The organism is Nonomuraea sp. NPDC005650, assembly GCF_040605375.1.
Classification (GTDB): Bacteria; Actinomycetota; Actinomycetes; order Streptosporangiales; family Streptosporangiaceae; genus Nonomuraea.
In genome coordinates this window covers 73,316-95,429 of the sequence record NZ_JBEXCR010000006.1, presented here as the reverse complement: position 1 = coordinate 95,429, position 22,114 = coordinate 73,316, and the positions used below count along the sequence as shown (strand labels likewise).

18 protein-coding genes are annotated in these 22,114 nt (G+C 73.0%); 12 read left to right on the top strand and 6 right to left on the bottom strand.

The features are described 5' to 3' along the window. Positions 1-200: 200 nt before the first annotated feature. Complete coding sequence (locus ABZS69_RS12080) at positions 201-848, bottom strand: TetR/AcrR family transcriptional regulator (RefSeq protein ID WP_355370025.1); 648 nt, start codon at positions 846-848, stop codon at positions 201-203. Between the two features lie 73 nt (positions 849-921). On the opposite strand from ABZS69_RS12080, the gene ABZS69_RS12075 reads away from it, so the two are divergent. The 3 genes from ABZS69_RS12075 (at position 922) to ABZS69_RS12065 (ending at position 5,329) form a co-directional block, all read left to right on the top strand. Beyond that, positions 922-2,406 (top strand): FAD-dependent monooxygenase, encoded by a 1,485-nt coding sequence (locus tag ABZS69_RS12075; protein ID WP_355370023.1) that lies wholly within the window; start codon positions 922-924, stop codon positions 2,404-2,406. Between the two features lie 101 nt (positions 2,407-2,507). Further along, the gene (locus tag ABZS69_RS12070) at positions 2,508-3,038 is read left to right on the top strand and encodes a hypothetical protein (RefSeq protein WP_355370021.1); all 531 of its coding nucleotides are present in this window, start codon (positions 2,508-2,510) and stop codon (positions 3,036-3,038) included. Continuing rightward, positions 3,035-5,329 carry a bifunctional polysaccharide deacetylase/glycosyltransferase family 2 protein gene (locus ABZS69_RS12065; protein WP_355370019.1) on the top strand — a complete coding sequence of 765 codons (2,295 nt, stop codon included), beginning with the start codon at positions 3,035-3,037 and terminating at the stop codon, positions 5,327-5,329. Before ABZS69_RS12070 ends, ABZS69_RS12065 begins: the two co-directional genes overlap by 4 nt. Positions 5,330-5,351: 22 nt before the next feature. Here the strand turns inward: ABZS69_RS12065 and ABZS69_RS12060 are convergent, their stop codons facing one another. Next, positions 5,352-5,912 carry a helix-turn-helix domain-containing protein gene (locus tag ABZS69_RS12060; protein WP_355370017.1) on the bottom strand — a complete coding sequence of 187 codons (561 nt, stop codon included), beginning with the start codon at positions 5,910-5,912 and terminating at the stop codon, positions 5,352-5,354. A gap of 82 nt (positions 5,913-5,994) precedes the next feature. Here ABZS69_RS12060 and ABZS69_RS12055 point away from each other — a divergent pair, with 82 nt between their 5' ends. Further along, positions 5,995-7,362, top strand: a complete 1,368-nt coding sequence (locus ABZS69_RS12055) for an MFS transporter (protein WP_355370015.1) — start codon at positions 5,995-5,997, stop codon at positions 7,360-7,362. Positions 7,363-7,369: 7 nt separating this feature from the next. On the opposite strand, the gene ABZS69_RS12050 is transcribed toward ABZS69_RS12055, so the two are convergent. Next, a complete protein-coding gene (locus ABZS69_RS12050) occupies positions 7,370-8,305 on the bottom strand; it encodes an NADP-dependent oxidoreductase (protein ID WP_355370013.1) in 936 nt (311 codons plus the stop codon). Positions 8,306-8,456: 151 nt separating this feature from the next. Here ABZS69_RS12050 and ABZS69_RS12045 point away from each other — a divergent pair, with 151 nt between their 5' ends. Continuing rightward, positions 8,457-9,434, top strand: a complete 978-nt coding sequence (locus ABZS69_RS12045; RefSeq protein WP_355370011.1) for a helix-turn-helix domain-containing protein — start codon at positions 8,457-8,459, stop codon at positions 9,432-9,434. Positions 9,435-9,440: 6 nt separating this feature from the next. On the opposite strand, the gene ABZS69_RS12040 is transcribed toward ABZS69_RS12045, so the two are convergent. Further along, complete coding sequence (locus tag ABZS69_RS12040; protein WP_355370009.1) at positions 9,441-11,000, bottom strand: class I adenylate-forming enzyme family protein; 1,560 nt, start codon at positions 10,998-11,000, stop codon at positions 9,441-9,443. 102 nt (positions 11,001-11,102) lie between these two features. On the opposite strand from ABZS69_RS12040, the gene ABZS69_RS12035 reads away from it, so the two are divergent. The 4 genes from ABZS69_RS12035 (at position 11,103) to ABZS69_RS12020 (ending at position 16,387) form a co-directional block, all read left to right on the top strand. Then, complete coding sequence (locus tag ABZS69_RS12035) at positions 11,103-12,542, top strand: carotenoid oxygenase family protein (RefSeq protein WP_355370007.1); 1,440 nt, start codon at positions 11,103-11,105, stop codon at positions 12,540-12,542. Beyond that, positions 12,539-13,468 carry an LLM class F420-dependent oxidoreductase gene (locus ABZS69_RS12030; RefSeq protein WP_355370005.1) on the top strand — a complete coding sequence of 310 codons (930 nt, stop codon included), beginning with the start codon at positions 12,539-12,541 and terminating at the stop codon, positions 13,466-13,468. The genes ABZS69_RS12035 and ABZS69_RS12030 overlap by 4 nt, the downstream gene beginning before the upstream one ends. A 196-nt stretch (positions 13,469-13,664) precedes the next feature. Then, a complete protein-coding gene (locus ABZS69_RS12025; RefSeq protein ID WP_355370003.1) occupies positions 13,665-14,888 on the top strand; it encodes an MFS transporter in 1,224 nt (407 codons plus the stop codon). 131 nt (positions 14,889-15,019) lie between these two features. Further along, on the top strand, positions 15,020-16,387 hold the full coding sequence (locus ABZS69_RS12020) for an ATP-binding protein (RefSeq protein WP_355370001.1): 1,368 nt from the start codon (positions 15,020-15,022) through the stop codon (positions 16,385-16,387). Between the two features lie 79 nt (positions 16,388-16,466). Here the strand turns inward: ABZS69_RS12020 and ABZS69_RS12015 are convergent, their stop codons facing one another. Further along, positions 16,467-18,086, bottom strand: a complete 1,620-nt coding sequence (locus ABZS69_RS12015; protein WP_355369999.1) for a protein kinase — start codon at positions 18,084-18,086, stop codon at positions 16,467-16,469. Positions 18,087-18,204: 118 nt separating this feature from the next. Between ABZS69_RS12015 and ABZS69_RS12010 the strand changes: the two genes are divergently transcribed. Continuing rightward, positions 18,205-18,636: a hypothetical protein gene (locus ABZS69_RS12010; RefSeq protein WP_355369997.1), complete on the top strand. Its 432-nt coding sequence runs from the start codon at positions 18,205-18,207 to the stop codon at positions 18,634-18,636. 39 nt (positions 18,637-18,675) lie between these two features. Beyond that, positions 18,676-19,413, top strand: coding sequence for a winged helix-turn-helix domain-containing protein (locus ABZS69_RS12005; protein WP_355369995.1), 738 nt, complete (start codon positions 18,676-18,678; stop codon positions 19,411-19,413). Between the two features lie 3 nt (positions 19,414-19,416). Here the strand turns inward: ABZS69_RS12005 and ABZS69_RS12000 are convergent, their stop codons facing one another. Then, complete coding sequence (locus ABZS69_RS12000) at positions 19,417-19,548, bottom strand: hypothetical protein (RefSeq protein WP_355369993.1); 132 nt, start codon at positions 19,546-19,548, stop codon at positions 19,417-19,419. 301 nt (positions 19,549-19,849) lie between these two features. On the opposite strand from ABZS69_RS12000, the gene ligA reads away from it, so the two are divergent. Next, positions 19,850-21,919, top strand: coding sequence for an NAD-dependent DNA ligase LigA (ligA, locus tag ABZS69_RS11995; RefSeq protein WP_355369991.1), 2,070 nt, complete (start codon positions 19,850-19,852; stop codon positions 21,917-21,919). Positions 21,920-22,114 lie beyond the last annotated feature (195 nt).

Here is a 22,114-nt window from a genome sequence, read left to right as displayed (position 1 = left end):
ATCCATGCGCTTACATGCCCCTCCACACACACCCCCGAGCTCTCACCCACGTGGCAAACAGGATATTTCTCGGCACCCCAAGATGTGATGCGTCTCTTGCAATTTGTTCAAGACGCATCACGAAACGTAATAATCGCTAGATAGGGTCGTCCAAAAGGGTTGTCTCCGGCTCTTCTTAATTCCGGGACGACTAGGTGACGTCAGGGGCGGTGGGCGCGGACGACGAGGTCGGCGGCGTCGGCGGCGATGGCGTGCCGCCGCTCGGGCCGCAGCGGCAGCATCCCGTACGCCGTCTCGACCCGGCCCTCGGTGATCACCAGGTGTGAGAGCTGGCGCGCCGCCTTGGCCGGGTCCGGGACCCGCAGGCGGCCGTCGGCGTCGCAGCCCCGCAGGTAGCCGACCAGTGCGCCGTCCGCCGACGCCGAGCTCGCCCGCCAGGTGCGCTGCAGCTCGGGGTGGTGCGCCACCTCCGCGATGGTCAGCCGGTGCAGCGCGGACACGCGCGGCGAGAGCGCGATGTCGAGGATCTGCTCCCCGAGCGCGGTGAGGTCGTCGTGCGGATCGCCGCTGAAGACGATCGGCCGACCGGCCACGCCCTGTGCGGCCGGTCTGTCGGGCTCGTGGGCGGGGGCGGCGCCCACCACTGTCCTGGCCTCCTGGACCGCGGCCAGGAACAGCTGCTCCTTGTCCCCGAAATGGCCGTACACCGTCTGCTTGCCCACTCCCGCCGCCGCGGCGATGGCGTCCACGCTCGCCCTGGCGTACCCCTGGTCGGTGAACACCTTGATCGCGGCGTCGAGGATCGCCCGGCGCTTGGCCGGGGAGCGTCGCGGGCCGAGGTCGGCCATGGTCTGTACCCACTTTCTCCGGATGGGTATTAGTCTACGAGACGAGACGGTCTAGTCTAGTTTGGGAGGGACGATGGACGCCGACGTCATCGTGGTCGGGGCCGGACCCGTGGGGCTGCTGCTCGCCGCCGAGTTACGGCTCGCCGGAGCCAGGCCGCTGGTGCTGGAGCGGCTGGCCGAGCCGAGCGCCGAGCCCAAGGCGCGCGGGATCGGCCCGCTGGCCGCCGAGGCGCTGCGCCGCCGCGGGCTGGGCGAGGTTCTGGCCGCGTACCAGGAGCAGGGGCTTGCCGACAAGGCTCGCGAGCATGGCAGCGAGAAGGGCCACTTCGCCCAGATCTTCAAGATCGACCCCGCCCTGCAGGAGGAGCCGGACCGGGTGGGCGCGCTGATCTGGCAGCGGGACCTGGAACGGGTCCTCGCCGAACATCTCGCCAAGCTCGGGGAGGCCGACGTGCTGCGGGAGCACGAGGTCGTCGCCCTGGCCCAGGACGACTCCGGCGTCACCGCCACCGTCGCCACCCCGGCCGGGGAGCGGCGCTTCTCGGCGCCGTACCTGGTCGGCTGCGACGGGGGGCGCTCGTCCGTGCGCAAGCTGGCCGGGTTCGACTTCCCGGGCACCGAGCCCACGAGCGTCGTACGGCGGGTCCTGACCGACGCCCCCGGCCTCGACCGGCTCCCCGCGCCGGGCTGGACCCCCACGGGCAGGCTGATGTGGGCGCCCGGGATGGTGGCGACGATCGAGTTCGACGGGTTCCCCGAGGATCGCGGGCTGCCGCTGACCGCCGAGGAGATGCGCGAGAGCCTGCTCCGGGTGGCGGGCGTGGACGTCGAGATCCCGCAGGTGAAGGGCCCGCTGCGGTTCACCGACGGCGCGCGGCAGGCGGCCGCGTACCGGATCGGCCGGGTCCTGCTGGCGGGCGACGCCGCCCACGTCCACTCGCCGAGCGGTGGTCAGGGGCTCAACCTCGGCCTCATGGACGCGGTCAACCTGGGCTGGAAGCTCGCCGCCACCCTCGCCGGGCGCGCCCCCGAGGGCCTGCTCGACACCTACACCGCCGAACGCCACCCCGTCGGGGCCGCCGTCCTGCACAACACGCGCGCCCAGTCCGCGCTGCTGCGGCCGGGGGCGCACGTGGCGGCCATGCGCGACATCGTGTCGGACCTGCTCGACTTCCCCGACGTCAACCGCTACTTCGGCCGGATGCTGAACGGGCTCGGCACCCGGTACGCGCTCCCGTACCCCGCCACGCACCCGCTGGCCGGTCGCGCCTGCCCGGACCTGCGGCTGGTGACGAGCGCGGGGGAGACCCGCACGATCTCGGGGCTGTGCGGGAGCGGGCGGGCGCTGCTCGTCCACGCGCCGTCGCAGCCGGAGGTCGCGCAGGCGGCGGGGCCGTGGCGCGGGGCGCTGGACGTGGTCGAGGCGAGCGTGCGGGATCGCGACGACCTGGCGGCGGCGCTGGTCAGGCCGGACGGGGCGGTCGCGTGGGCGTCCGGCCTCGGTCCCGCCGACACGGTCACGCTGACGGCCGCCCTCGGCGCGTGGCTGAGGCCCTGACCGCCGCCGCACCATTGACTGGGCGTGTCTGGTGACTTTTGAGGCTGATGTCAAGAATGCCCTAGTTTCTCTACTTTGCTCCCTGTCACTACGATTTCCGCGTGCCTCCTGAGCAACAGAACACGACGGCCGTCTTCGTCAACCAGAGCGGACGGCGTCGAAGGCTGATCATGGTCGGCTCGATCACCGCGAGCGTCCTGGCTCTCGCGCTGCTCGGCGTCGTGATCGCCGGAATGTTCTCCAGCACGACGCTCTCGGTGAACGGCTGGCCGGGCGACCGCTCAGGAGCGGCGGACGCCACGGCCTCGCCGGATCGCACGCCGACGCCTTCGCCGAAGCGGTCCGAGCGGCCGACCCCCTCCGCGACGAGCCCGGAAGCGACCCGCCCGCCGTCGCGCCGTCCGACCCCCAGCGCCACCGGCGAGGTCCGGCCGGCGGCGACGTCCGGGCAGACCTCGCCGCGGCAGGCGCGGCCCACGCCGCGGCCCAGCACGGATCCGGCGCCGAGCAGCGATCCCACGACGGATCCCGCGGCCGATCCCACAGCCGAACCCACGGACAACGAGCCGCCCGGCCAGACCAAGACGCCGCCGGGACTCGATCCGAACCGGACGAAGGGCCCGAAGAAGTGAACGGCCCACCCTGGCCCGACAGGCGGGTCTGGCCGGCCGCGCCGCTCCCCGCCTGGCAGGACCACGCCGCTCAGCGACAGGACGAACCACCGCCGCACCCGCCGGCACAGCGGCCCGAGCCGACCGCGAGGCCCCCGGCCGACCCCAAGGGCCACTGGTTCCCGCTCGCCGTCTGCATGCTGCTGGCCGCCGCCGCCCTGGTGCTCAACGGGTACGTGACCAACGTCGTCGGCGAGACCCAGGCGCCCCCGCCCGCCGCCGACCCCCCGTCCCCGGAGCTGGAGGAGGTCCGGCGCGGCGGCCCCGTCCTCAACATCACGGCGAACGGGCCATCCAGCGCCCGCCTGCCGGCCAGGACCATCGCGCTGACGTTCGACGACGGCCCCGACCCGGCCTGGACCCCGCAGGTGCTCGACATGCTGAAGAAGTACGGCGCCAAGGCGACCTTCTTCACCGTCGGTTCCAAGGTCGCGAAATACCCCGAGCTGGCGCGGCGCATCGTCGACGAGGGCCACGAGCTGGGCAACCACACCTACTCGCACGCCGACCTCGCGGCGCTGCCGGGCTGGCGGCTCAAGCTGGAGCTGTCGCTGACGCAGCGGGCGCTGGCCGGAGCGACCGGGCTGCACACGACGCTGGCCCGCCCGCCGTACTCCTCGACCCCGGCGGCGATCTCCGGGCGGCAGTGGGCGGGCATGAAAGCCCTGGCGGCCGAGGGCTACCTCGTCACGCTGACGGACCTCGACACCAGGGACTGGAGCCGCCCCGGGGCGACGAACATCGCGGCCGCCGCGCTGCCGGCCAGAGGCCGGGGCGCCATCGTCATGATGCACGACTCGGGTGGCGACAGGCGGCAGACCGTCGAGGCCGTCGGGGCCGTCCTGCGAGAGCTGACCGGCAAGGGCTACCGCGCCGTCACGGTGACCGGCGCGCTCGGCATGCCTTCGGCGCACCAGCGGGCCGGGGGAGCGGAACGGTTCGTCGGTTCGGCGCTCAACCTGGTCCAGCGCGCCTCGGAGACGTTCGCCGGCGTGCTGGCATGGGTGCTGCTGGCCGCGGGAGCGCTCACCTTGGGGCGGCTCGGCCTCTTCGCCTCGCTCGCGTGGGCACACGCGGCGCGCAACAGGGGCGGGAGGCGGCGCAAGGGCCGCGCGCCCGTGTGGTCCGCGCCCCCGCCGGTGACCGTGATCGTGCCCGCCTACAACGAGGCGGCCGGGATCCAGGCGACGGTACGGTCGCTGGTCGACACCACGTACCGGGGAAGGCTCGAGATCCTCGTCGTCGACGACGGCTCGACCGACGGAACCGCCGAGCTGGCGGAGGCACTGGCGCTGCCCGGCGTACGGGTGATCCGCCGGCCCAACGGCGGCAAGCCGGCCGCCCTCAACACCGGCATCGCCCAGGCCGCCCATGAGCTGCTCGTCATGGTGGACGGCGACACCGTCTTCGAGCCCGCCACGATCGGTCACCTGGTCCGCCAGCTCGCCGACCCCGCGGTCGGCGCGGTGAGCGGCAACACCAAGGTCGGCAACCGGCGCGGCATGATCGGGCGCTGGCAGCACATCGAGTACGTCATCGGCTTCAACCTCGATCGGCGCGCCTTCGAGCTGCTCGACTGCATGGCCACCGTGCCCGGCGCGATCGGGGCGTTCCGGCGTTCGGCGCTCGTGGCACTGGGCGGGGTGAGCGCGGACACGCTGGCGGAGGACACCGACCTCACGATGGCGCTGTGCCGGGCCGGATGGCGCGTGGTCTACGAGGAGAAGGCGCTGGCCTGGACCGAGGCTCCCACCTCGCTCGGCCAGCTGTGGAAGCAGCGCTACCGCTGGTGCTACGGCACCATGCAGGCGATGTGGAAGCATCGGCGCTCCGTCCTGGAGCCCGGCCGCTTCGGCCGCCGCTGCCTCGGTTACCTGGCGCTCTTCCAGGTGCTGCTGCCCTTGCTCGCTCCTGTCGTGGACCTCATGGCGATCTACAACACGGTCCTGGGCGATCCGCTCCCGGTCGTGGCGGTGTGGGCCGGGTTCGTGGTGGTGCAGGCGTTGACGGGCTGGTACGCACTCCGCCTGGACGGCGAACGCGCCTCGGCGCTCTGGGTGCTGCCGCTCCAGCAGTTCGTCTACCGCCAGCTCATGTACCTCGTGGTCATCCAGTCGCTGGCGACGGCCCTGCTGGGCGTGCGGCTGCGCTGGCACACCGTGCGGCGGGAGGGCACGTTCAGCGACCCGGGCCACGCCGGCGGCCTTTCCGGCGAGGACGCCGTCGTGGGCGCCGCCCGCATGAGGCCCTGAACGGCCCCCGCGCGGCCGGTGCTCAGGGTGCTTCGGGCCCGGTGTGCGGCACGGTGCGCGGCACGGTGTGCGGCAGGGGGTCGAGCATGCGGTGCGGGCGCCGCAGGGCGCGGCTGACCGGGTCGTCGCGGAAGAGGTCGGCGTCGGGGCCGGGGCGGACCTCGATCTCGGTCAGCTCCGGGCGGACGCCGCAGGCCGGGCACACGCCGTAGCCGTCGATCCTGGCGTCGCAGGGCACGTGGCAGAAGATCCGCCGCGGCTTGCCCGACAGGTGGCGTTCGCCCCAGTTGCCCAGGACGAGGACGGCCGGCCAGAGCTCCTGGCCCATCTCGGTCAGGACGTACTCCTCGCGCGGCGGTGAGTCCTGGTAGCGGTGGCGGCGCAGGACTCCGGCGTCCACGAGCGTGGTCAGGCGCTGGGACAGCACGGCTCGCGGGATGTCCAGGTGGGCCAGGAAGTCGCCGTAGCGGCGCACGCCGTACAGGGCGTCGCGGATGACGAGCATCGTCCAGCGCTCGCCGACCAGCTCCAGGGAGCGGGCGAGCGAGCAGTCCTGGCCGTCGTAGTTCTTGCCGAGAGCCATGACCCCAAGGGTAATTCATTCATTGAACCTTGGCGTGTTAGCGTGTGCCTCCATAGTTCAATGAATGAACCAAGGAGATGTCGTGACACTCGCCGGATCGGCTCCCGCCTCGACGGCTCCGCGCGCGGCGGGCACGGTGGCCGTGGCGGCCTGCGCCGCCGCGCTGCTCGCATTGATCAACTACACGGTGCCGATGGTCACGCTGTCCCAGGCCGCCGCCGACCTCGGCTCGGGTCCCACCGGCCCCGCCTGGATGCTGAACTCGATCTCGCTCGGCCTGTCCGCGCTCCTGCTGGTCGCGGGCGGGCTCGCCGACGACCACGGGCGCAGGCGCGCCTACGTCGCCGGCACCTGGGCGCTGGCCGCCGGAGCCCTGCTGGCGGCGCTGTCCACGAACACCGCGATGTTCGTCGTGGCCAGGCTCGTGCAGGGCGGGGCGAGCGCGGCCATGCTGGCGGGCGGCCTGGGCATGCTCGGCCACGCCTACCCGGGCGGCCCGGAGCGCGTGCGGGTGACCGGCCGCTACGGCGCGATGCTGGGCCTGGGCATCGCCCTGGGGCCGCTGCTGTCCGGCTCGATCGCCGCCGCCTGGAGCTGGCGCGGCGTGCACCTCCTGATCGCCGTCGCCGGAGCGGCCCTGGCCGTGGCGGCCGGCCGGGTGCTGCCGGAGTCGCGCGGCGAGCGCCGCCGGCCGCACGACCTGCCCGGCGCGATCACCCTGGCGCTCGGCACGGCCGCGCTGCTCGCCGGGGTCACCGAGGGCCGGCTGGGCTGGAACCGGCCCGTGGTGTACGCGTCGTTCGCCGCCGCGGTCGTGCTGCTGGCCGCGTTCACGCTGGTCGAGAACCGCCGCCGCGAGCCCCTGCTCGATCTCGGCCTGCTGCGCCGCCCGCTCTTCCTGGTGGCCACGTCGGGGGCGTTCGTCACCGGGGTCGCCGTCATCGGGATGATGAGCTACCTGCCGACCGTGCTCCAGACGGCCCGCTCGCTCACCCCGCTCACCAGCGCCGTGCTGTTCTCGCTCTGGTCGGGCATGTCGTTCCTGGCCTCCCTGCTGGCCCGGCACCTGCGCGTCCACTCGGGCGTCCGCCTCGCGCTCGGCCTGCTCCTGGCCGCCGCCGGCGGCCTGCTCATGCTCGGGGCCGCGGACGCGGCCCCATGGACGCGGGTCGTGGCCGGCCTGGTGGTCGGCGGCGTCGGCAGCGGCCTCATCAACGCCTCGCTGACCCACCTGGCCATCGAGAGCGTCCCGACCGCCAGGGCGAGCATGGGCTCGGGCGCCAACAACACCGCCCGCTACGTCGGCTCCTCCCTGGGCGTGGCCGCCATGGCCACCACGGTCGGCGCGCTCGGCTGGCAGCACGGCACCGACGTCACGACGATCGCGTACGCAGTGATCGCCGCCCTGGCCGCCGCCGTCACCCTCGCCCTCGGCCGGGCCCGCGCCTGAGCGCTGTTCACGGGATGAGGACGAGGCGGCCGCGGAGGCCGCCCCTGGCCAGGCGCCCGTGGGCGGCGGCGACCTGATCCAGGGGCAGGGTCCCGGCGACGCGCAGCGTGAGGGCGCCGGCCTCGACCAGCGCGACCAGGTCCGCGAGGCGGGCGCCGTCGGCCCGGATCCAGTGGTCGAACACCCGCGTGCCGCGCAACGGCGCCGGCGCTCCGCCCGCGACCAGCGCGGCGAGGACGCCACCCGATCGGACGGCGTCGAGGGCCGCCGCGCCGTTCACGGCCGCGTCCAGCGCCCCGTCCACGCCGCCGGGGACGAGCGCGCGCACGGCCTCGCCCAGCCGTGCCGTACGCGGCACGAACCACTGCGCGCCGAGCCCGCGCACCAGCGGCTCGTCCTCGGCACCGGCCACCGCGACCACCCGCAGCCCGCGCGCGGCGGCCAGCTGCACGGCGAACCCGCCCACGGCCCCGGCCGCGCCGGTGACCAGCAGCGTCCGCCCGGCGGCCAGGTCCAGCCGGTCGAGCGCCTGCGCCGCGGTGAGGCCATTGAGCGGCAACGTCGCGGCCTGCGCCGGCGAATGGCCCGCCGGCGCGCGGGTGACCGCGTCCGCGTCGAGGACGACGTACTCGGCCTGGGCGCCGAGCGGCACGTCGAGGCGGTCCGACAGGCCGATCACCCGCTCGCCCGGCGCGACCCCGGTCACGCCGGGTCCCACCTCGTCCACGGTGCCGGCCACGTCCCAGCCGATGCCGATCACGTCCCGGGCCGGCAGCAGGCCCGCCTCGGCGAGCGCGCCCGAGCGGGTGGCCAGATCGACGGGATTGACCGTCGCGGCCTCGACCCGGACGCGGATCTGCCGCTCCCGCACCGCGGGCACCGGCACGTCCGCGATCTCCAGCACCTCGGGCCCGCCGAAAGCGCGAATGACGACTGCGCGCATGAGAACTCCCTCGTCAGGTTTCGTTGTGACGAACCTAGGGAGAGCTGCTCTCCATTGGGAAGTACGCACTTCAAGGTGCGTACCGCACGCGGGCGAGCGCGGCTCGGATAGCTTTTGTAGCCGAAGTCGCAGGTGGCGAGGAGCGGAGCGGGTGACAGGAACGGAGCCGGTGACGGGAACGGGGCGGCCCAGCGCGATCGGGCAGGCGCTGCTGGCGATCGGCGACCAGTGGACGCTGCTGATCCTGCAGCGCGCCTTCCTCCTGCACGTCCGGCGCTTCGCCGACTGGCGCGACGAGCTGGGCATGTCCGAGTCGGTGCTGGCCAACCGGCTCAAGGAACTGGTCGCGGGCGGCCTGCTGCGGCCCGTCCCCTACCGGGAGCAGGGCCGCACCCGTACCGAATATCTGCTGACCGAGCGCGCGATCGAGCTGTGGCCGCTGCTCCTGGAGATCTGGTCGTGGGAGCGCAGGTGGGTGCCGCGCCGCCACGGGCTGCCGGAGCTCGCGCACGACGTCTGCGGCAACCGTACCGACGTGGAGCTGGGCTGCGCGAGCTGCGGCGCGGCGCCGGTCACCGCCCACGACACCGAGACCGTGCGGGGGGCGGCCACGTTCGCCCAGGTGACGGTGGCGCGCCACCATCGCAGGACCGTGCGCGGCCAGGCCGGGCGCGACCCGCTGTCGTACTTCCCCGAGACCTTCGAGCTGCTGGGCGACCGGTGGAGCACGGTGATCCTCGCGGCCGCGTTCCTCGGGACCCGGCGCTTCGCCGGCTTCCGGTCGGAGCTCGGCGTGGCGCCGTCGGTGCTGGCCGACCGGCTGCGCCGCTTCACGGAGCTGGGCGTGCTCGCCGCCGACGAGCCCGGGGCGCGGCCCCGCTACCGGCTGACCGCCAAGGGGCTGGACTTCTTCGGGATCTTCGCCTTCATCGTCGACTGGGCGCAGACCTGGTACGCCGGACCGCCGGACACCGACCTGCGCGTCACCCATCGCGCGTGCGGCCGCCCGTTCCGTCCCTGCCTGCGGTGCCGGTCGTGCGGGCGGGCGCTCAGCCGTGCCGAGGTGCATTTCGTGCTGCCCGAGGCCGCCCCCGAGCGGCGGCTGCGGCTGGGCGTCAGCCGCGGGTGAAGCCGATCACAGCTTCAGCTCCCTCTTGAGCACCTTGCCGAGGGGGTTCCTGGGCAGCGCGTCGACGATCTCCAGCCGTTCGGGCAGCTTGTACGAGGCGATGCCCCTGCCCCGCAGGAAGGCGACGACCGACTCCAGGTCGATCTCCCCCTTGGGGACCACGACCGCGCAGACCCGCTCGCCCAGCACGTCGTCGGGGTATCCGGCGACCGCCACCTCGGCGACCGACGGGTGCCCGGCGAGCAGGGCCTCCAGCTCGGCGGGGGCGATGTTCATGCCGCCGCGGATGACGATGTCCCTGGCGCGGTCGACGAAGCGCAGGTACTGCCCCCGCTCGCCGGCGATCTCGAAGAGGTCGCCGGTCCTGAGGTAGCCGTCCTCGTCGAACGGGTCCGCCGCGGCCGTGCCCGGCAGGTAGCCCGCGAAGACCGTGGGGCCGCTCAGCCGCAGCTCGCCGGGGACGCCGGGCTCGGTGATCTCCGCGCCGTCCGGGCCCACCAGCCTGGTGCTCACCCGGTCGAGCAGCTCCGGCGCCCCCGGCGCGCCCGGACGCGGGAAGAACCGGGCGCGAACCTCCGGGTCGGGCAGGTGGGCGGGATCCGACAGCAGGGCGACGCCCTCGTTGGAGCCGAAGAAGTTGATGATCGCGATGCCGTGCCGCTCCTGCCAGCCGCGCACCATCGGCGGCGGCAGCGGGGCGGAGCCGGAGCCGATGCGGGTGAGCGAGGAGAGGTCGGTCCGCGCGAGGATCGCGTCCTGGTGCAGGAGCAGGGTGAGGAGCGCGGGCGGGGCCAGCGTGTACGTGACCCGCTCGGCCGCGATCTGGGCCAGGTAGGTGGGCAGGTCGAAGGGCTGGTGCTGGACCAGCAGCGCGCCCGTCCGCAGCCACGGCAGGAAGACGCCGCCGATCCCGGCCATGTTGACCGTCGGGAAGGGATTGAGGATGACGTCCCGGGCGGTGAGTTCGGCCGCGGCCGTGCAGATCGCCTCGACCGCGAGCCAGTCGTAGTGGCACCTCGGCACGCCTTTGGGGACGGCCTCGGTGCCGGAGGTCCAGCAGATCGTCACCCGCTCGGCGGGGTCGGCCTCGCGCCGGGGCGGCTCGGCTCCCGCCGCGTCCTCCAGGTCGTCCGGCCACGACAGCGTGGGCGTGCCCGCGGGCGCCCTGGACCCGCGGCCGGTGACCAGCAGGCGGGCGGCGGACAGGGGCAGGAGCTGGGCCAGCTCGTACTCGCGGTACTGCACGGGGAAGGGGGTGACGGTGGCCCCGAGCCGGACGGTCGCGAGGAAGCTCACCGCCAGCTCGACGCCGTTGGGCAGCTGCACGGCCACCACGTCGCCGGGGCCGACGTCGTGCGCGTGCAGCACCCCGGCGACCCGCTCCACCTCCGCGCCGAGCTGACCCCAGGTGAGCCTCTTGATCGGGCCGTCCTTGTCCGGCGGGTCCACGATCGCCGCGTCGCCGGGACGGGCCGCGACGTGTGTGCCGAGGAGCTTGTCGATCGTGTCACCGGTCCACCAGCCCTGGGCGGTGTAGCGGGCGATCCGGTCGGCGGAATGCGTCATCGGGGCTCCCACTGGTGTGATGGCCGCCACACTACGAAGCAGAAGTCGGACCGTCAATGTCCACATATTGACACCTGACTTCGCCTATCGTAGCTTCCGGGCATGGCCGAAAGTGTCGTGATCATGGACGAGTCGGGCGAGCCGAATCCGTACCTGCTTGGCGTCTACGCACCGGTCCAGGACGAGATCACCGCCGACGAGCTCACGGTGATCGGGCGGATCCCCGCGGACCTCAACGGCGTCTACCTGCGCAACGGGCCCAACGCGCGGTTCCCGATGAAGGGGCGCTACCACTGGTTCGACGGCGACGGCATGGTCCACGCCGTGCACTTCGAGAACGGCCGGGCCCGCTACCGCAACCGCTGGGTGCGCACCCGGGCCTTCGAGGCCGAGTCCGCGGCCGGCCGGTCGCTGTGGACCGGCGTCATGGAGAACCCCAAGGCGAACCCGTTCGGCAACGCCCGCGGCCTGCCCTTCAAGGACACGGCCAACACCGATCTGATCTTCCACCGGGGCCGGGTGCTGGCGTCCTGGTACCTGTGCGGCTCGCCGTACGGGCTGGACCCGCTCTCGCTGGAGACGCTCGGCGCCGGCACCTTCCTCGACACGCTCGACGGCGACATGATGGCGCACCCCAAGGTGGACGAGCGCACCGGCGAGCTGTTCTGGTTCGACTACGGGCCGCGCCCGCCGTACCTGCGCTACGGGGTGGTCGGCCCCGGCGGCGGCGTGGAGCACTGCGTGGAGGTGGACCTGCCGGGAGCGCGGCTGCCGCACGACATGGCGATCACGCGGAACCACGCCATCCTCATGGACCTGCCCCTCCACCAGGACCTCGACGCCGCGCGGCAGGGCCGCTACAAGCTGACCTTCGACCGCGGGCTGCCCGCGCGATTCGGCGTGATCCCGCGGCGCGGCCAGGCGCACGAGATCCGCTGGTTCGAGGCGAAGCCCTGCTACATCTACCACGTCGTCAACGCCTGGGAGGAGGACGACGAGATCACCTTGGACGTCTGCCGGGTCGCCCGCCCCGCGCCGTCCGGCGACGGCTCGCCGCTGGCGCGCATGGTCGCCTACCTGAAGCTCGACGCGCGGATGTACCGCTACCGCTTCGACCTGCGGACCGGCGCGACGTCGGAGGGATACGTGGACCCCGACCACAACACCGAGTTCCCCTCCATCGACGCGCGCTCCACCGGATACCCCACGCGCTACGCCTACAACGTCTCCGTGGCCGACGCCGAGACGAACCTGTTCGACGGCCTGGTCCGCTACGACAACGCCACCGGCGCCAAGGAGAGCTACTTCTACGGCCCCGGCGTCTACGGCAGCGAGGCCCCGTTCGCCCCGCGCGACGGCTCGACCGGCGAGGACGACGGCTACCTGGTCAGCTCCGTCACCGACGAGCGGGAAGGCCGTTCCGAGGTGCGGATCCTGCACGCGGCCCGGATCTCCGAAGGCCCGGTCGCCCGCGTGCTGCTGCCGCGGCGGGTGCCGCTCGGCTTCCACGCCACCTGGGTGCGCGCGGAGCAACTGCGGTGAACCCCTCGTTGAGCGTGTCGCTCGGATTGTGGCTGGACCGGCCCGCGCAGGAGGCCCTGGTGACCGCCCGGGCCGCCGACGAGCTGGGCTATCCGTCGCTGTGGATCGGCGAGATGGCCACGTACGACGCCTTCGCCCTGGCCACCGCCGTCGGACTGGCCACCGCGCGGATCGGGCTCACCGTCGGGCCGCTGGCGGTGGGCGTACGCGATCCGATGATGATCGCCATGGGGGCGGCCTCGGTCGCCGGGCTGACCGGGCGGCGGGTGGACGTCGCGGTGGGCACGTCCAGCCCGCTCGTCGTCGAGGGGTGGCACGGGCGCTCGCGCGCCCGGTCCGCGGCCGCGCTGCGGGAGGCGGTCGAGGCCCTGCGGCCGCTGCTCGACGGGGAGCGGTCCGCCGGCGGGTACCGGCTGCGGCTGCCCGCCCCCCGCTCGCGGCTGACCGTCGCCGCCTTCGGGCCGTCGGCCGTCCGGACCGCCGCCCTGGCCGATCGCATGGTGCTCAACCTGGTCACGCCCGCCTCCGCCGGGCGACCGGCCGCCCAGGCTCGGGCCGCCAACCCGGACATTTCCGTGGCCGCCTGGGTCACCGCCGCCGTGGACCCCGACCGCGAGGCCGTCGACCGCATCCGCCGCGCCGTCGTCGGGTACCTGGCCGCGCCCGGGTACGGCGAGATGTTCGCCGAGGCCGGTTTCGCGGACGTCGTCGCGTTCGCGCGCACCCGGCCCCATCCCCGGGAGCTGTTCGACGCCGTGCCGGACGAGCTGGCCGCCTCGGTCTCGCTGCTCGGGGACGTGGACGCGGTCACCGCGCGGCTGTCCGACTACGCCGCGGCCGGGGTCGACGAGGTCGCCCTGGTGCCGGTGAGCACGGAGCGCGATCCCGGGGGCGCCGCCACGCTCAAGGCGCTGAGCGCGACCTGACGGGCGGCCGCGCTGGTTGGCCGCGCGTGGCGGGGTGCGCGTGCGGTGCCGCGTGTGGCAGGGCCCGCTGTGCGGCGGGGTGCGCGTGCGGTGGCTGAGCGTGCCGTACAACCGGGGGTTGTCCCGCCGGGCGCGGCGGTTGTTTGTTTACCGGACGTCCCCGGGTGTTTGATCGCCTCCGGCAAAGGGGGCGGAGATGGCGGGCGAGGCCGGGCTGGGCCGGGACTTCGGGTGGTTGTGGTGGGCCTTCGCGGTCAGCGCGCTGGGGACGGGGCTGGCGCTGGACGCCATACCGCTGGTCGCCATCCTCGCCCTCGGCATCAGCGCGACCGAGGTGTCCTGGATCTCGGCGGCCGGCGCGGCGGCGGGCGCGCTGCTGGCGGTGCCGCTGGGGCCCTGGGTCGAGTTCCGGCCCAAGCGGCCGCTGATGATCCGGGCCGACCTGGTGCGATTCCTCGCGCTGCTGACGGTGCCCGTCGCCTACGTCCTGGGGGTGCTGAGCTACGTACAGCTGCTGGTGGTGGCCGTGATGGTGGCCGCGGCCGACATCCTCTTCGCAGGGGCCGGCGGCGCGCACCTGAAGGCCCTCGTCCACGAGCGGCACCTGACGACGGCCAACGGCCGGTTCGAGACGGTCAGATGGATCTCGACGGCGGTCGGGCCGCCGGCGGGCGGCGCGCTCATCGGGATGCTGGGGCCCGTCGTCACGATCGTCCTGAACGCCGTCAGCTACCTGCTGTCCGCGCTGGGCCTGCGCGCGATCACCGCGCCGGAGCCCGCGCCGCCCGCGCGGAGCGCAGGAAAGGTGCGCCTGGCCGAGGTCGTCGAGGGCTGGCGGGTCATCGCCAGGGACCACGTGCTGCGCCTGCTGTTCTCCAACACCGTGCTCGTCGCCGCGCTCATCATGGCGACCGCGCCGCTGCTGACGTACCTGATGCTGAACGACCTGGGCTTCACACCCCTGCAGTACGGGCTCGGCTTCGGCATCCCCTGCCTGGGCGGCCTCGTGGGCGCCCGGTTGTCCGCCCCGCTGGTCCGGCGCTTCGGACAGCGCGGGATCCTGCTCGGCTTCGGCGTGGCCAGGGGCCTCTGGCTCGTCGGGCTCGCCTTCGTGGGACCCGGCACGGGCGGGCTCCTCGTCGTGATGGCGGTCGAGCTGGCGCTGATCTTCTGCATGGGCGTCTTCAACCCGGTCTTCGCCACCTACCGGTTGCGGAACACCCCGGACGACGCGCTGGCCCGCGTACTCACCGCCTGGACCATCAGCTCGCGCGCGGTCATCGCCGCCGCCACGGCCCTGTGGGGCGGGCTGGCCTGGCTGACGAGCACGCGCGCCGCCATCGCGGTGGCCGGGGTCCTGCTGATCGGGACGGGCGCCCTGTTGCCCTGGCGGGCGCGGGCGGCGGCAGGCTCTCCGTAGCACCGCCGCCCGCGAATACGGAGAGTATTCGTAGTCGGTCTACTACCCGCATATCTGCAGATCATCCATCATGTTGCTGAAAAGATCCGCAGGTAGCCGTCACCTATAGTGATGCGGGGGGTCGGAATGAGATGGTAAGACGGCTTTTTCCACGTTCGATCCGGGCGCGGCTGACCATGGTCGCGACCCTGGCGGCGGCGGTCGTCTTCACCGTCACGGCCGTCATCACGCTCTCCACCGCGCCCGCCAACCTGCGCGGGGCCGTGTGCACCAGGCTCGAACTGGCCGTACGCCAGGTGGCGAGCGAGGTGCAGGCGGGGGAGTACCACACGGTGCTGCAGACGCCGTCGCGCGTCCAGCTCCTGCAGGTGGTCTCGGCGCGCGGCAACGTGATCGCGACCAGTCCCGGCGTGAACGAGATCCCGACCCTGATGAGCTTCGGGGCGGACCAGCCCGAGAAGATCTACACGACCGAGCTCACGCTGTCCCGCCACTTGACCGAGCCCGAGGCCCACTACCTGGTCATGGCCCTGAAGGTGAACTCGCCGGTCGGTCTGACCACGGTCTACGGGGCGGCCTCGCTGGCCGACGTGGACAAGGCCATCAATTGGGTGGAGGTCATGATATTTCTCGGTATCCCGCTCATCATGCTGAGCGTCGCCGGCATCGCGTGGGCCGTGGTCGGGGCCGCCCTGCGCCCGGTCGAACGCGTACGGGCCGAGCTGGCCGAGATCACCGGCCAGGACCTCAGCAGGCGCGTGCCCGTCCCCGACACCGGCGACGAGATCACCCAGCTGGCCACCACCACCAATCACACCCTCGACCGCCTCGAACGCACCGTCGAGACCCAGCGCCGATTCGTCGCCGACGCCTCCCACGAGCTCCGCAGCCCGATCTCGGCCCTGCGCGCCCAGCTTGAGGTGGCCAGTGCCTATCCCGACGACACGGACTGGCCGGCCACCGGCGAGCAGGCCCTGGCCGCCGCCGACCGCCTGGCCGGCATCATCGACGAACTGCTCATGCTGGCCCGGCTGGACGCCGGCGCGGCCGGCGAGCGCCGCGTGGTGGACCTGGTCCGCGTGGCGGCGGACCAGATCGACCGCCGTGAAGGCAGCCGGGTGCCCATCATCCCCGACCTGTGCGCCTCGGCGCCCGTCCACGGCTCGCCCATGCAGCTCGACCGCCTGCTGACGAACCTGCTCGACAACGCCACCCGGCACGCCGCCACCCGGATCGACCTGAAGGTGGCCGTGGAGGGCGACAAGGTCATCGTCACGGTGACCGACGACGGCGAGGGCGTCCCGCCGCCGGACAGGGAGCGGATCTTCGAACGCTTCACCCGCCTGGCCAGCGCCAGAGCCAAGGACAAGGGCGGCAGCGGCCTGGGCCTGGCGCTGTCCCGCGACATCGCCACGGCCCACGGCGGCACCCTCACACTCGCCGACCACTCGCCGGGCGCCCGCTTCGTCGCCGTCTTCCCGCTGCCCGAGCACACCTGACCCCCGACACCCACGGCGGCACCTCGCCGGGCAGCCGAGCCGGGCTGACACCTCCTGCGCCTGGCGGCCGAGCGGGCGCTCAGGTGGGTTGGTAGTCGCGCATGTAGCGGGAGACCTTCTCGGTGTAGTCGCGCCACCGCTCGGGGATGCCGCCGGCTCGCTTCAGCGGGTCGACCCCGCTGCGGTAGAGCGCGGCGAGCTTCAGCGCCGGGTCGCCGGGCAGGTCCGCGACCCTGGGGCCCAGCGTGCACATGAACCGTCCCATGGACAGGATCGACAGCTCCGGGCTGAACGGCGGCGTGGGCTTAGGGCTCTGCACGCCGCCCGGCTGCCAGTACCACAGCACGGACGGGGTCCACCTGGAGATGCCGTACTCGTCCTTCACCGGATCGGACAGGCCGGGGTCGTAGCCGGACTCCGCTTTGAGCATCGCGGCGATCAGGGCGGGGCTGAGGCCGGGCTCCTCGCAGTACGTGCCCGCCTGCACGATCAGCTCGCGGTATCGGCCGGGGATGTCGGAGTCCTCGCGCAGCCAACGGCTGGTCGAGCCGGCCGCGGGCGGTGGGCCCGCCGTCGCGCCGGTGCCGCCGGACGGATCGGGGCTCCGGGCGATGTTGACGACCACGGCGGTGACGGCCGCCGCGGCCACGACGGCCGCGGCGCCCCCGGCGAACGCCAAGCGCCGGCTCGGGCGGCGGCCCCCTTCGGGCGGCTTCACCAGCGGCTCCTCGGACGGAGGCGGCGACTGCGTACCGGGCGGCGACTCCGTACCGGATGGCGGCTGGGTACCGGGCGGCGAGTTAGTACCGGGCGGCGGCTGCGTGCCGGATGGCGACTCGGCATCGGATGGTGACTGTGTGCCGGATGGCGACTGCATGCTGGATGGTGACTGTGTGCTGGGCGGTGGCTGTGTGCCGGGCGGTGAGGACAGGGCCGTGGCGTAGGCGGCGGCGTCGGGCCAGCGCGCCTCCCGTTCGGGGTCCAGGGCGCGCATCACCGCGGCGTCGGCCGCCTCCGGCACCCCCGGACGCAGCGCGCTCGGCGGCACCCGCTGCTCCGGCTTGGCGGGCACCCTGCCGGTGAGCAGGTGGTACGTCAGCGCGCCCAGCCCATGGACGTCGGCGCGCGCGTCCGGGGCGCCGTCGAAGTAGAGCTGCTCGGGGGCCTGGTAACCGGGCGAGCCCGCCGGCAGCGTCAGCCCGCTCAGGTGGTCGGTGGACCTCGCGATGCCGAGGTCGGCCACCATCACCCGCTCACCGCCCTCGGGCCGCGAGCAGAACAGCACGTTCGACGGCTTGAGGTCGCGGTGGACGACCCCGATGCTGTGCAGCACGGCCACGCCCTGGCAGATGTCGCGCATCAGGCCGAGCGCCGCGTCGACGGCGAGCGGGCCGCCGGACAGGCGTTCCTCCAGCGTGCCGCGGTCGGCGTAGGTCATCACGAAGTACGGGCGGCCGTCGTCGAGCTCGCCCACGTCGAAGACCTGTACGAGCAGGTGGGAGTCGGCCCTGCGCAGCAGCCGCGCCTCCTGGAGGAAGCGCCCGCGGACCTCGGCCTGGCGGGCCCAGTTGTCGGCGAGGATCTTGACCGCCACCGGCGAGCGCAACTCGTCGTCATGGGCCAGATAGACGGAGGCGAACCCCCCGACACCGATGAGCTGCTCGATCCGGTAGCGACCTGCTTGGGACGGAGCCGTCATTCAGCTCATCATCGCCGATCATCGTGGATCCGTCCACGCGCCCTGGTAGCTACCAGGTTACGGAAACGGCCCTTCGCCCCGCAGGATCGACGCGGATACCGACATCGGGAGGAAAATCATGATGAGTATCCGACGGGCCGCGTTCGCCGCGGTCTTCGGGCTGGCGATCGCGGGGGTCGCCGCTCCGGCCGCGGGGGCCGTGGCGGGGGACGCCAGCCCGTGCGGCAAGCCGTACCGGCACAACAGCTACATGGTCCAGACCTGCCCCGACTGGTCGCCGAGCGGGAGCATCCCGGTCTACGAGTCGCCGGCGAAGGGCAAGGTCGTCGGCTACATCGATCCGGCGGGGGACGACTGGTACCTGTGTGAGAAGGCCGGGGCGAGCTACACGCTGGGCTCGTACCAGAACTTCTGGTGGGCGGCCACCATGGCCGACAACAACAAGTGGGGGTACGTCAGCGAGGTCTACTTCCGCGGGGGCGGCAACGACGAGTCCGACGGCGGCCTGCGGGAGTGCAGGCGCCCGGGTGGCAAGCCGTTGCCCGTATGACCTGGACGCCTTCACCGGCCGGCGAGTAAGGTCCCGCGGATGCACAGCACCATCTTGATCCAGATGGCGGCGGCGCCGACCGACGACCGGCCGTACTCGCTGGAGCTCGCGCCCGGGGAGCAGGCGCTCTTCGGGCGCGGGGCGCCCGGCTCTCCCGTGGACCTCCAGCTCGACGACGCCGCGGTCTCCCGGCGCGCCGGCGAGATCGTCGCCGTGGGGGACTACTGGCTGCTGTCCAACCTCAGCACGTCGAAGACGTACGTCGTGGAGAACCCGGAAGGGGGCGGGGAGTTCGTCAAGGTGCCGCCGGGGCGCATGGGGGCGCCGATCCCGTTCGAGTTCTCCAGGGTGAGCCTGCCCGCGGTCGATGGCACGGTCTCCTTCCTGGTGTTCGCGCCGCAGCACGTACATGTGCCGCCGAACCGCGCCGACATGGCCGATGAGGGGACGGCCACGCAGGTCGCCTACCCGCTCGACCGGAACGCCAAGTACTTCCGCATCCTGGTGGCGCTGTGCGAGCCGCGCCTGCGCGACCCTTCGACGTCGCGCATCCCGACGATCCCCGAGATCGCCGAGCGGCTGCCCGACCTGGAGCTGAGCCGTACCGCCATCGGCTTCCACATCGGCTACCTGGCTGAGAAGAAACTGCACGTCAAAAGCCCGCAGGACGGTGCGGGCAAGGCCGACTGGCAGCGCCACGCGCTGGTCTCGCTCGCGCTGAGGTTCGACCTGGTGACCAGCGAGCACCTGGCCCTGCTGCCGGTGCCCGGCCGCTGAGCGTCAGCCCTGCCGGAACGCCTTGACGGCCAGGACGGACGGTACGGGGCGCTCCTGCGGCTCGTAGACGCGCCCGATGGCCAGCCCGGCGTCGGCGAAGGCGTTCATCAGGCCGGACAGCGGCACGTGGCTCATCCCGACCCGGTCCCGGACCCCGCCCTTGCGCCACCACGGCGAGCGCCTGTGCCACCCCTTGATCCGTACGTGGGATGAATGATCACCGCGCCGTCCTCGCGCGCGTCCTTGCAGCGGCAGTCAAGGAAAATTACTCCCCAAAGCTATACAAATCGGATGTAAGGCCATAATCTCGACATGCCCCAGCCCGGGGAGCCGGCTGGGGCACCAAAGCTTCATGGTGCCCGCTCCAGGAGCGGGCGCCATTCTCGCCGGATCGGGGAGCGTGGGAATTGTCGGTGGGAACCGGCATGGTGGTGCCATGACCGACGCGCCCCCGATCACCGCGCTGGCCGATGACGCGGCCTATGCCAAAGCCGTCCAGCTGGCTGTTGACTCCGCCGCGGCCTACTACGCCGACGGCACCTCCACGCTCGACGACGACGCCTACGACCGGCTGGTCCGCGGCATCCAGGCGTACGAGGAGGCGCACCCCGAGGCGGTGCTGCCGTCCTCGCCCACCGGCAAGGTGGCCGGCGGGGCCGTGGTGGGCGACGTGCCGCACACCGTGCCCATGCTCAGCCTGGACAACGTGTTCGGCGCCGAGCAGCTCGCCGACTGGGCCGCCTCATTGGAGCGCAGGCTCGGCCGTCCGGTGACGGCGTGGAGCGTGGAGCCCAAGCTCGACGGACTGGCGATCTCGGCGCGATACCGGCACGGCCGGCTGGCCCAGCTGGTCACGCGCGGCGACGGCACCGCCGGCGAGGACGTCTCGCACGCCGTGGGCACCATCGTCGGGCTGCCCGACCGGCTGGCCGAGGCGGTCACGGTGGAGCTGCGCGGCGAGGTCATGATGACCGCCTCCCAGTTCGAGGAGGCGTGCGCCAAGCGGCAGGCGCACGACGGCACCACGTTCGCCAACCCGCGCAGCGCCGCCGCGGGCACGCTGCGCGCACAGGACCGGCCGTACGTGTGCGAGCTGACGTTCTTCGGCTACGGCGTGGTGCCGCCGCCCGACGACGAGTCCGAGCTGGCGGTGCGGCTGCGCGAGCTGCCGCACAGCCAGATCATGGACTGGGTGGCCGCGCAGGGCGTGCAGACCACCGCCGCCACGCCGGTCGCGGGGATCGTGGCCGACGGCCTTGAGCGGGTGCAGGAGCGGGTGGAAGAGATCGCCGCGGTCCGCGCCGAGCTGCCGTTCGGCATCGACGGCATCGTGATCAAGTGCGACCTCGCGGCGGACCAGGCCGAGGCCGGGTTCAGCTCCCGCGCGCCCCGCTGGGCCATCGCCTACAAGCTGCCCGCCACCGAGAAGATCACCAAGCTGCTCGCCGTCGAGTGGAACACCGGCCGCACCGGCGTCATCGCCCCACGCGCCGTGCTGGAGCCGGTCGAGCTGGACGGCAGCATCGTCACCTACGCCACCCTGCACAACGTCGCCGACATCACCCGGCGCGGGCTGATGCTGGGCGACAGCGTGACCGTCTACAAGGCGGGCGACGTGATCCCCAGGGTCGAGGCGCCGGTGGTGCACCTGCGCACCGGCGACGAGACTCCCATCGAGATCCCGCAGGTCTGCCCGGTGTGCGGGGACGCCATCGACAAGTCGCAGGAGCGGTGGCGATGCGTGCGCGGGCGCGACTGCCAGGCCATCGCCTCCATCGTCTACGCCGTGGGCCGCGACCAGCTCGACATCGAGGGGCTGGCCGAAAACCGCATCAAGCAGCTGCTCGACGCCGGCCTCATCGCCGACTTCGCCGACCTGTTCTTCCTGACCCGCGAGCAGCTGCTCGGTCTGGAACGCATGGGCGAGACCAGCACCGACAACCTGCTGGCCGCTTTCGAGGGGGCCAAGACGCGGCCGCTCAGCAGGGTGTTCGCGGCGCTCGGCGTGCGCGGCACCGGCCGGTCCATGAGCCGCCGCATCGCCCGCCACTTCGCCACGATGGACGCCGTCCGCGCCGCCGACGCCGAGGCGATCCAGCAGGTGGACGGCATCGGCCCGGAGAAGGCGCCGGTGGTGGTGGCCGAGCTGATCGAGCTCGCGCCGCTCATCGACAAGCTCGTCCAGGCCGGGGTCAACATGACCGAGCCCGGCGCCGCCCCGCCCGCCAAGGGGGAGGAGCCGCAGCCCGGGGCCGGGCTGCCGCTGGCGTCGATGTCGGTGGTGGTCACCGGAACGATGACCGGGCCGCTGGCGGCGCTGTCGCGCAACGAGGTCAACGAGCTCATCGAACGGGCCGGCGGCAAGTCGTCCTCCAGCGTTTCGGCCAAGACGTCCCTGGTGGTGGCGGGGGAGAAGGCGGGCTCCAAGCGGGCCAAGGCCGAGAGTCTGGGCGTGCGGATCGTCAGCCCGGAGGAGTTCGGCACCCTCGTCGGCCAGTTCATCTGATCGCCCTGGCGGTCCCGCCTGACGCGCGGCGCCTACCCTCGACGGGCTGGGCGCCACCCGCGCAGGCTGTCAGCGCACCACCGGACCTGGCCTGGCGCACCACCGCGCCTTTGGTGCTCGACGGCACTCTCGATGCGGACATGGCGCGCGATCTTCGTGCCGTCGGCGCTCCGAGCGTGGACGGGTCCTCGAGGG

Coding starts and splice junctions, on each gene's coding strand:
- ABZS69_RS12000 (WP_355369993.1), bottom strand. CDS start 19,548: ATGAGCCACGTGCCGCTGTCCGGCCTGATGAACGCCTTCGCCGACGCC.
- ABZS69_RS12005 (WP_355369995.1), top strand. CDS start 18,676: ATGCACAGCACCATCTTGATCCAGATGGCGGCGGCGCCGACCGACGAC.
- ligA (WP_355369991.1), top strand. CDS start 19,850: ATGACCGACGCGCCCCCGATCACCGCGCTGGCCGATGACGCGGCCTAT.
- ABZS69_RS12050 (WP_355370013.1), bottom strand. CDS start 8,305: ATGCGCGCAGTCGTCATTCGCGCTTTCGGCGGGCCCGAGGTGCTGGAG.
- ABZS69_RS12080 (WP_355370025.1), bottom strand. CDS start 848: ATGGCCGACCTCGGCCCGCGACGCTCCCCGGCCAAGCGCCGGGCGATC.
- ABZS69_RS12040 (WP_355370009.1), bottom strand. CDS start 11,000: ATGACGCATTCCGCCGACCGGATCGCCCGCTACACCGCCCAGGGCTGG.
- ABZS69_RS12035 (WP_355370007.1), top strand. CDS start 11,103: ATGGCCGAAAGTGTCGTGATCATGGACGAGTCGGGCGAGCCGAATCCG.
- ABZS69_RS12010 (WP_355369997.1), top strand. CDS start 18,205: ATGATGAGTATCCGACGGGCCGCGTTCGCCGCGGTCTTCGGGCTGGCG.
- ABZS69_RS12060 (WP_355370017.1), bottom strand. CDS start 5,912: ATGGCTCTCGGCAAGAACTACGACGGCCAGGACTGCTCGCTCGCCCGC.
- ABZS69_RS12025 (WP_355370003.1), top strand. CDS start 13,665: ATGGCGGGCGAGGCCGGGCTGGGCCGGGACTTCGGGTGGTTGTGGTGG.
- ABZS69_RS12020 (WP_355370001.1), top strand. CDS start 15,020: ATGGTAAGACGGCTTTTTCCACGTTCGATCCGGGCGCGGCTGACCATG.
- ABZS69_RS12015 (WP_355369999.1), bottom strand. CDS start 18,086: ATGACGGCTCCGTCCCAAGCAGGTCGCTACCGGATCGAGCAGCTCATC.
- ABZS69_RS12075 (WP_355370023.1), top strand. CDS start 922: ATGGACGCCGACGTCATCGTGGTCGGGGCCGGACCCGTGGGGCTGCTG.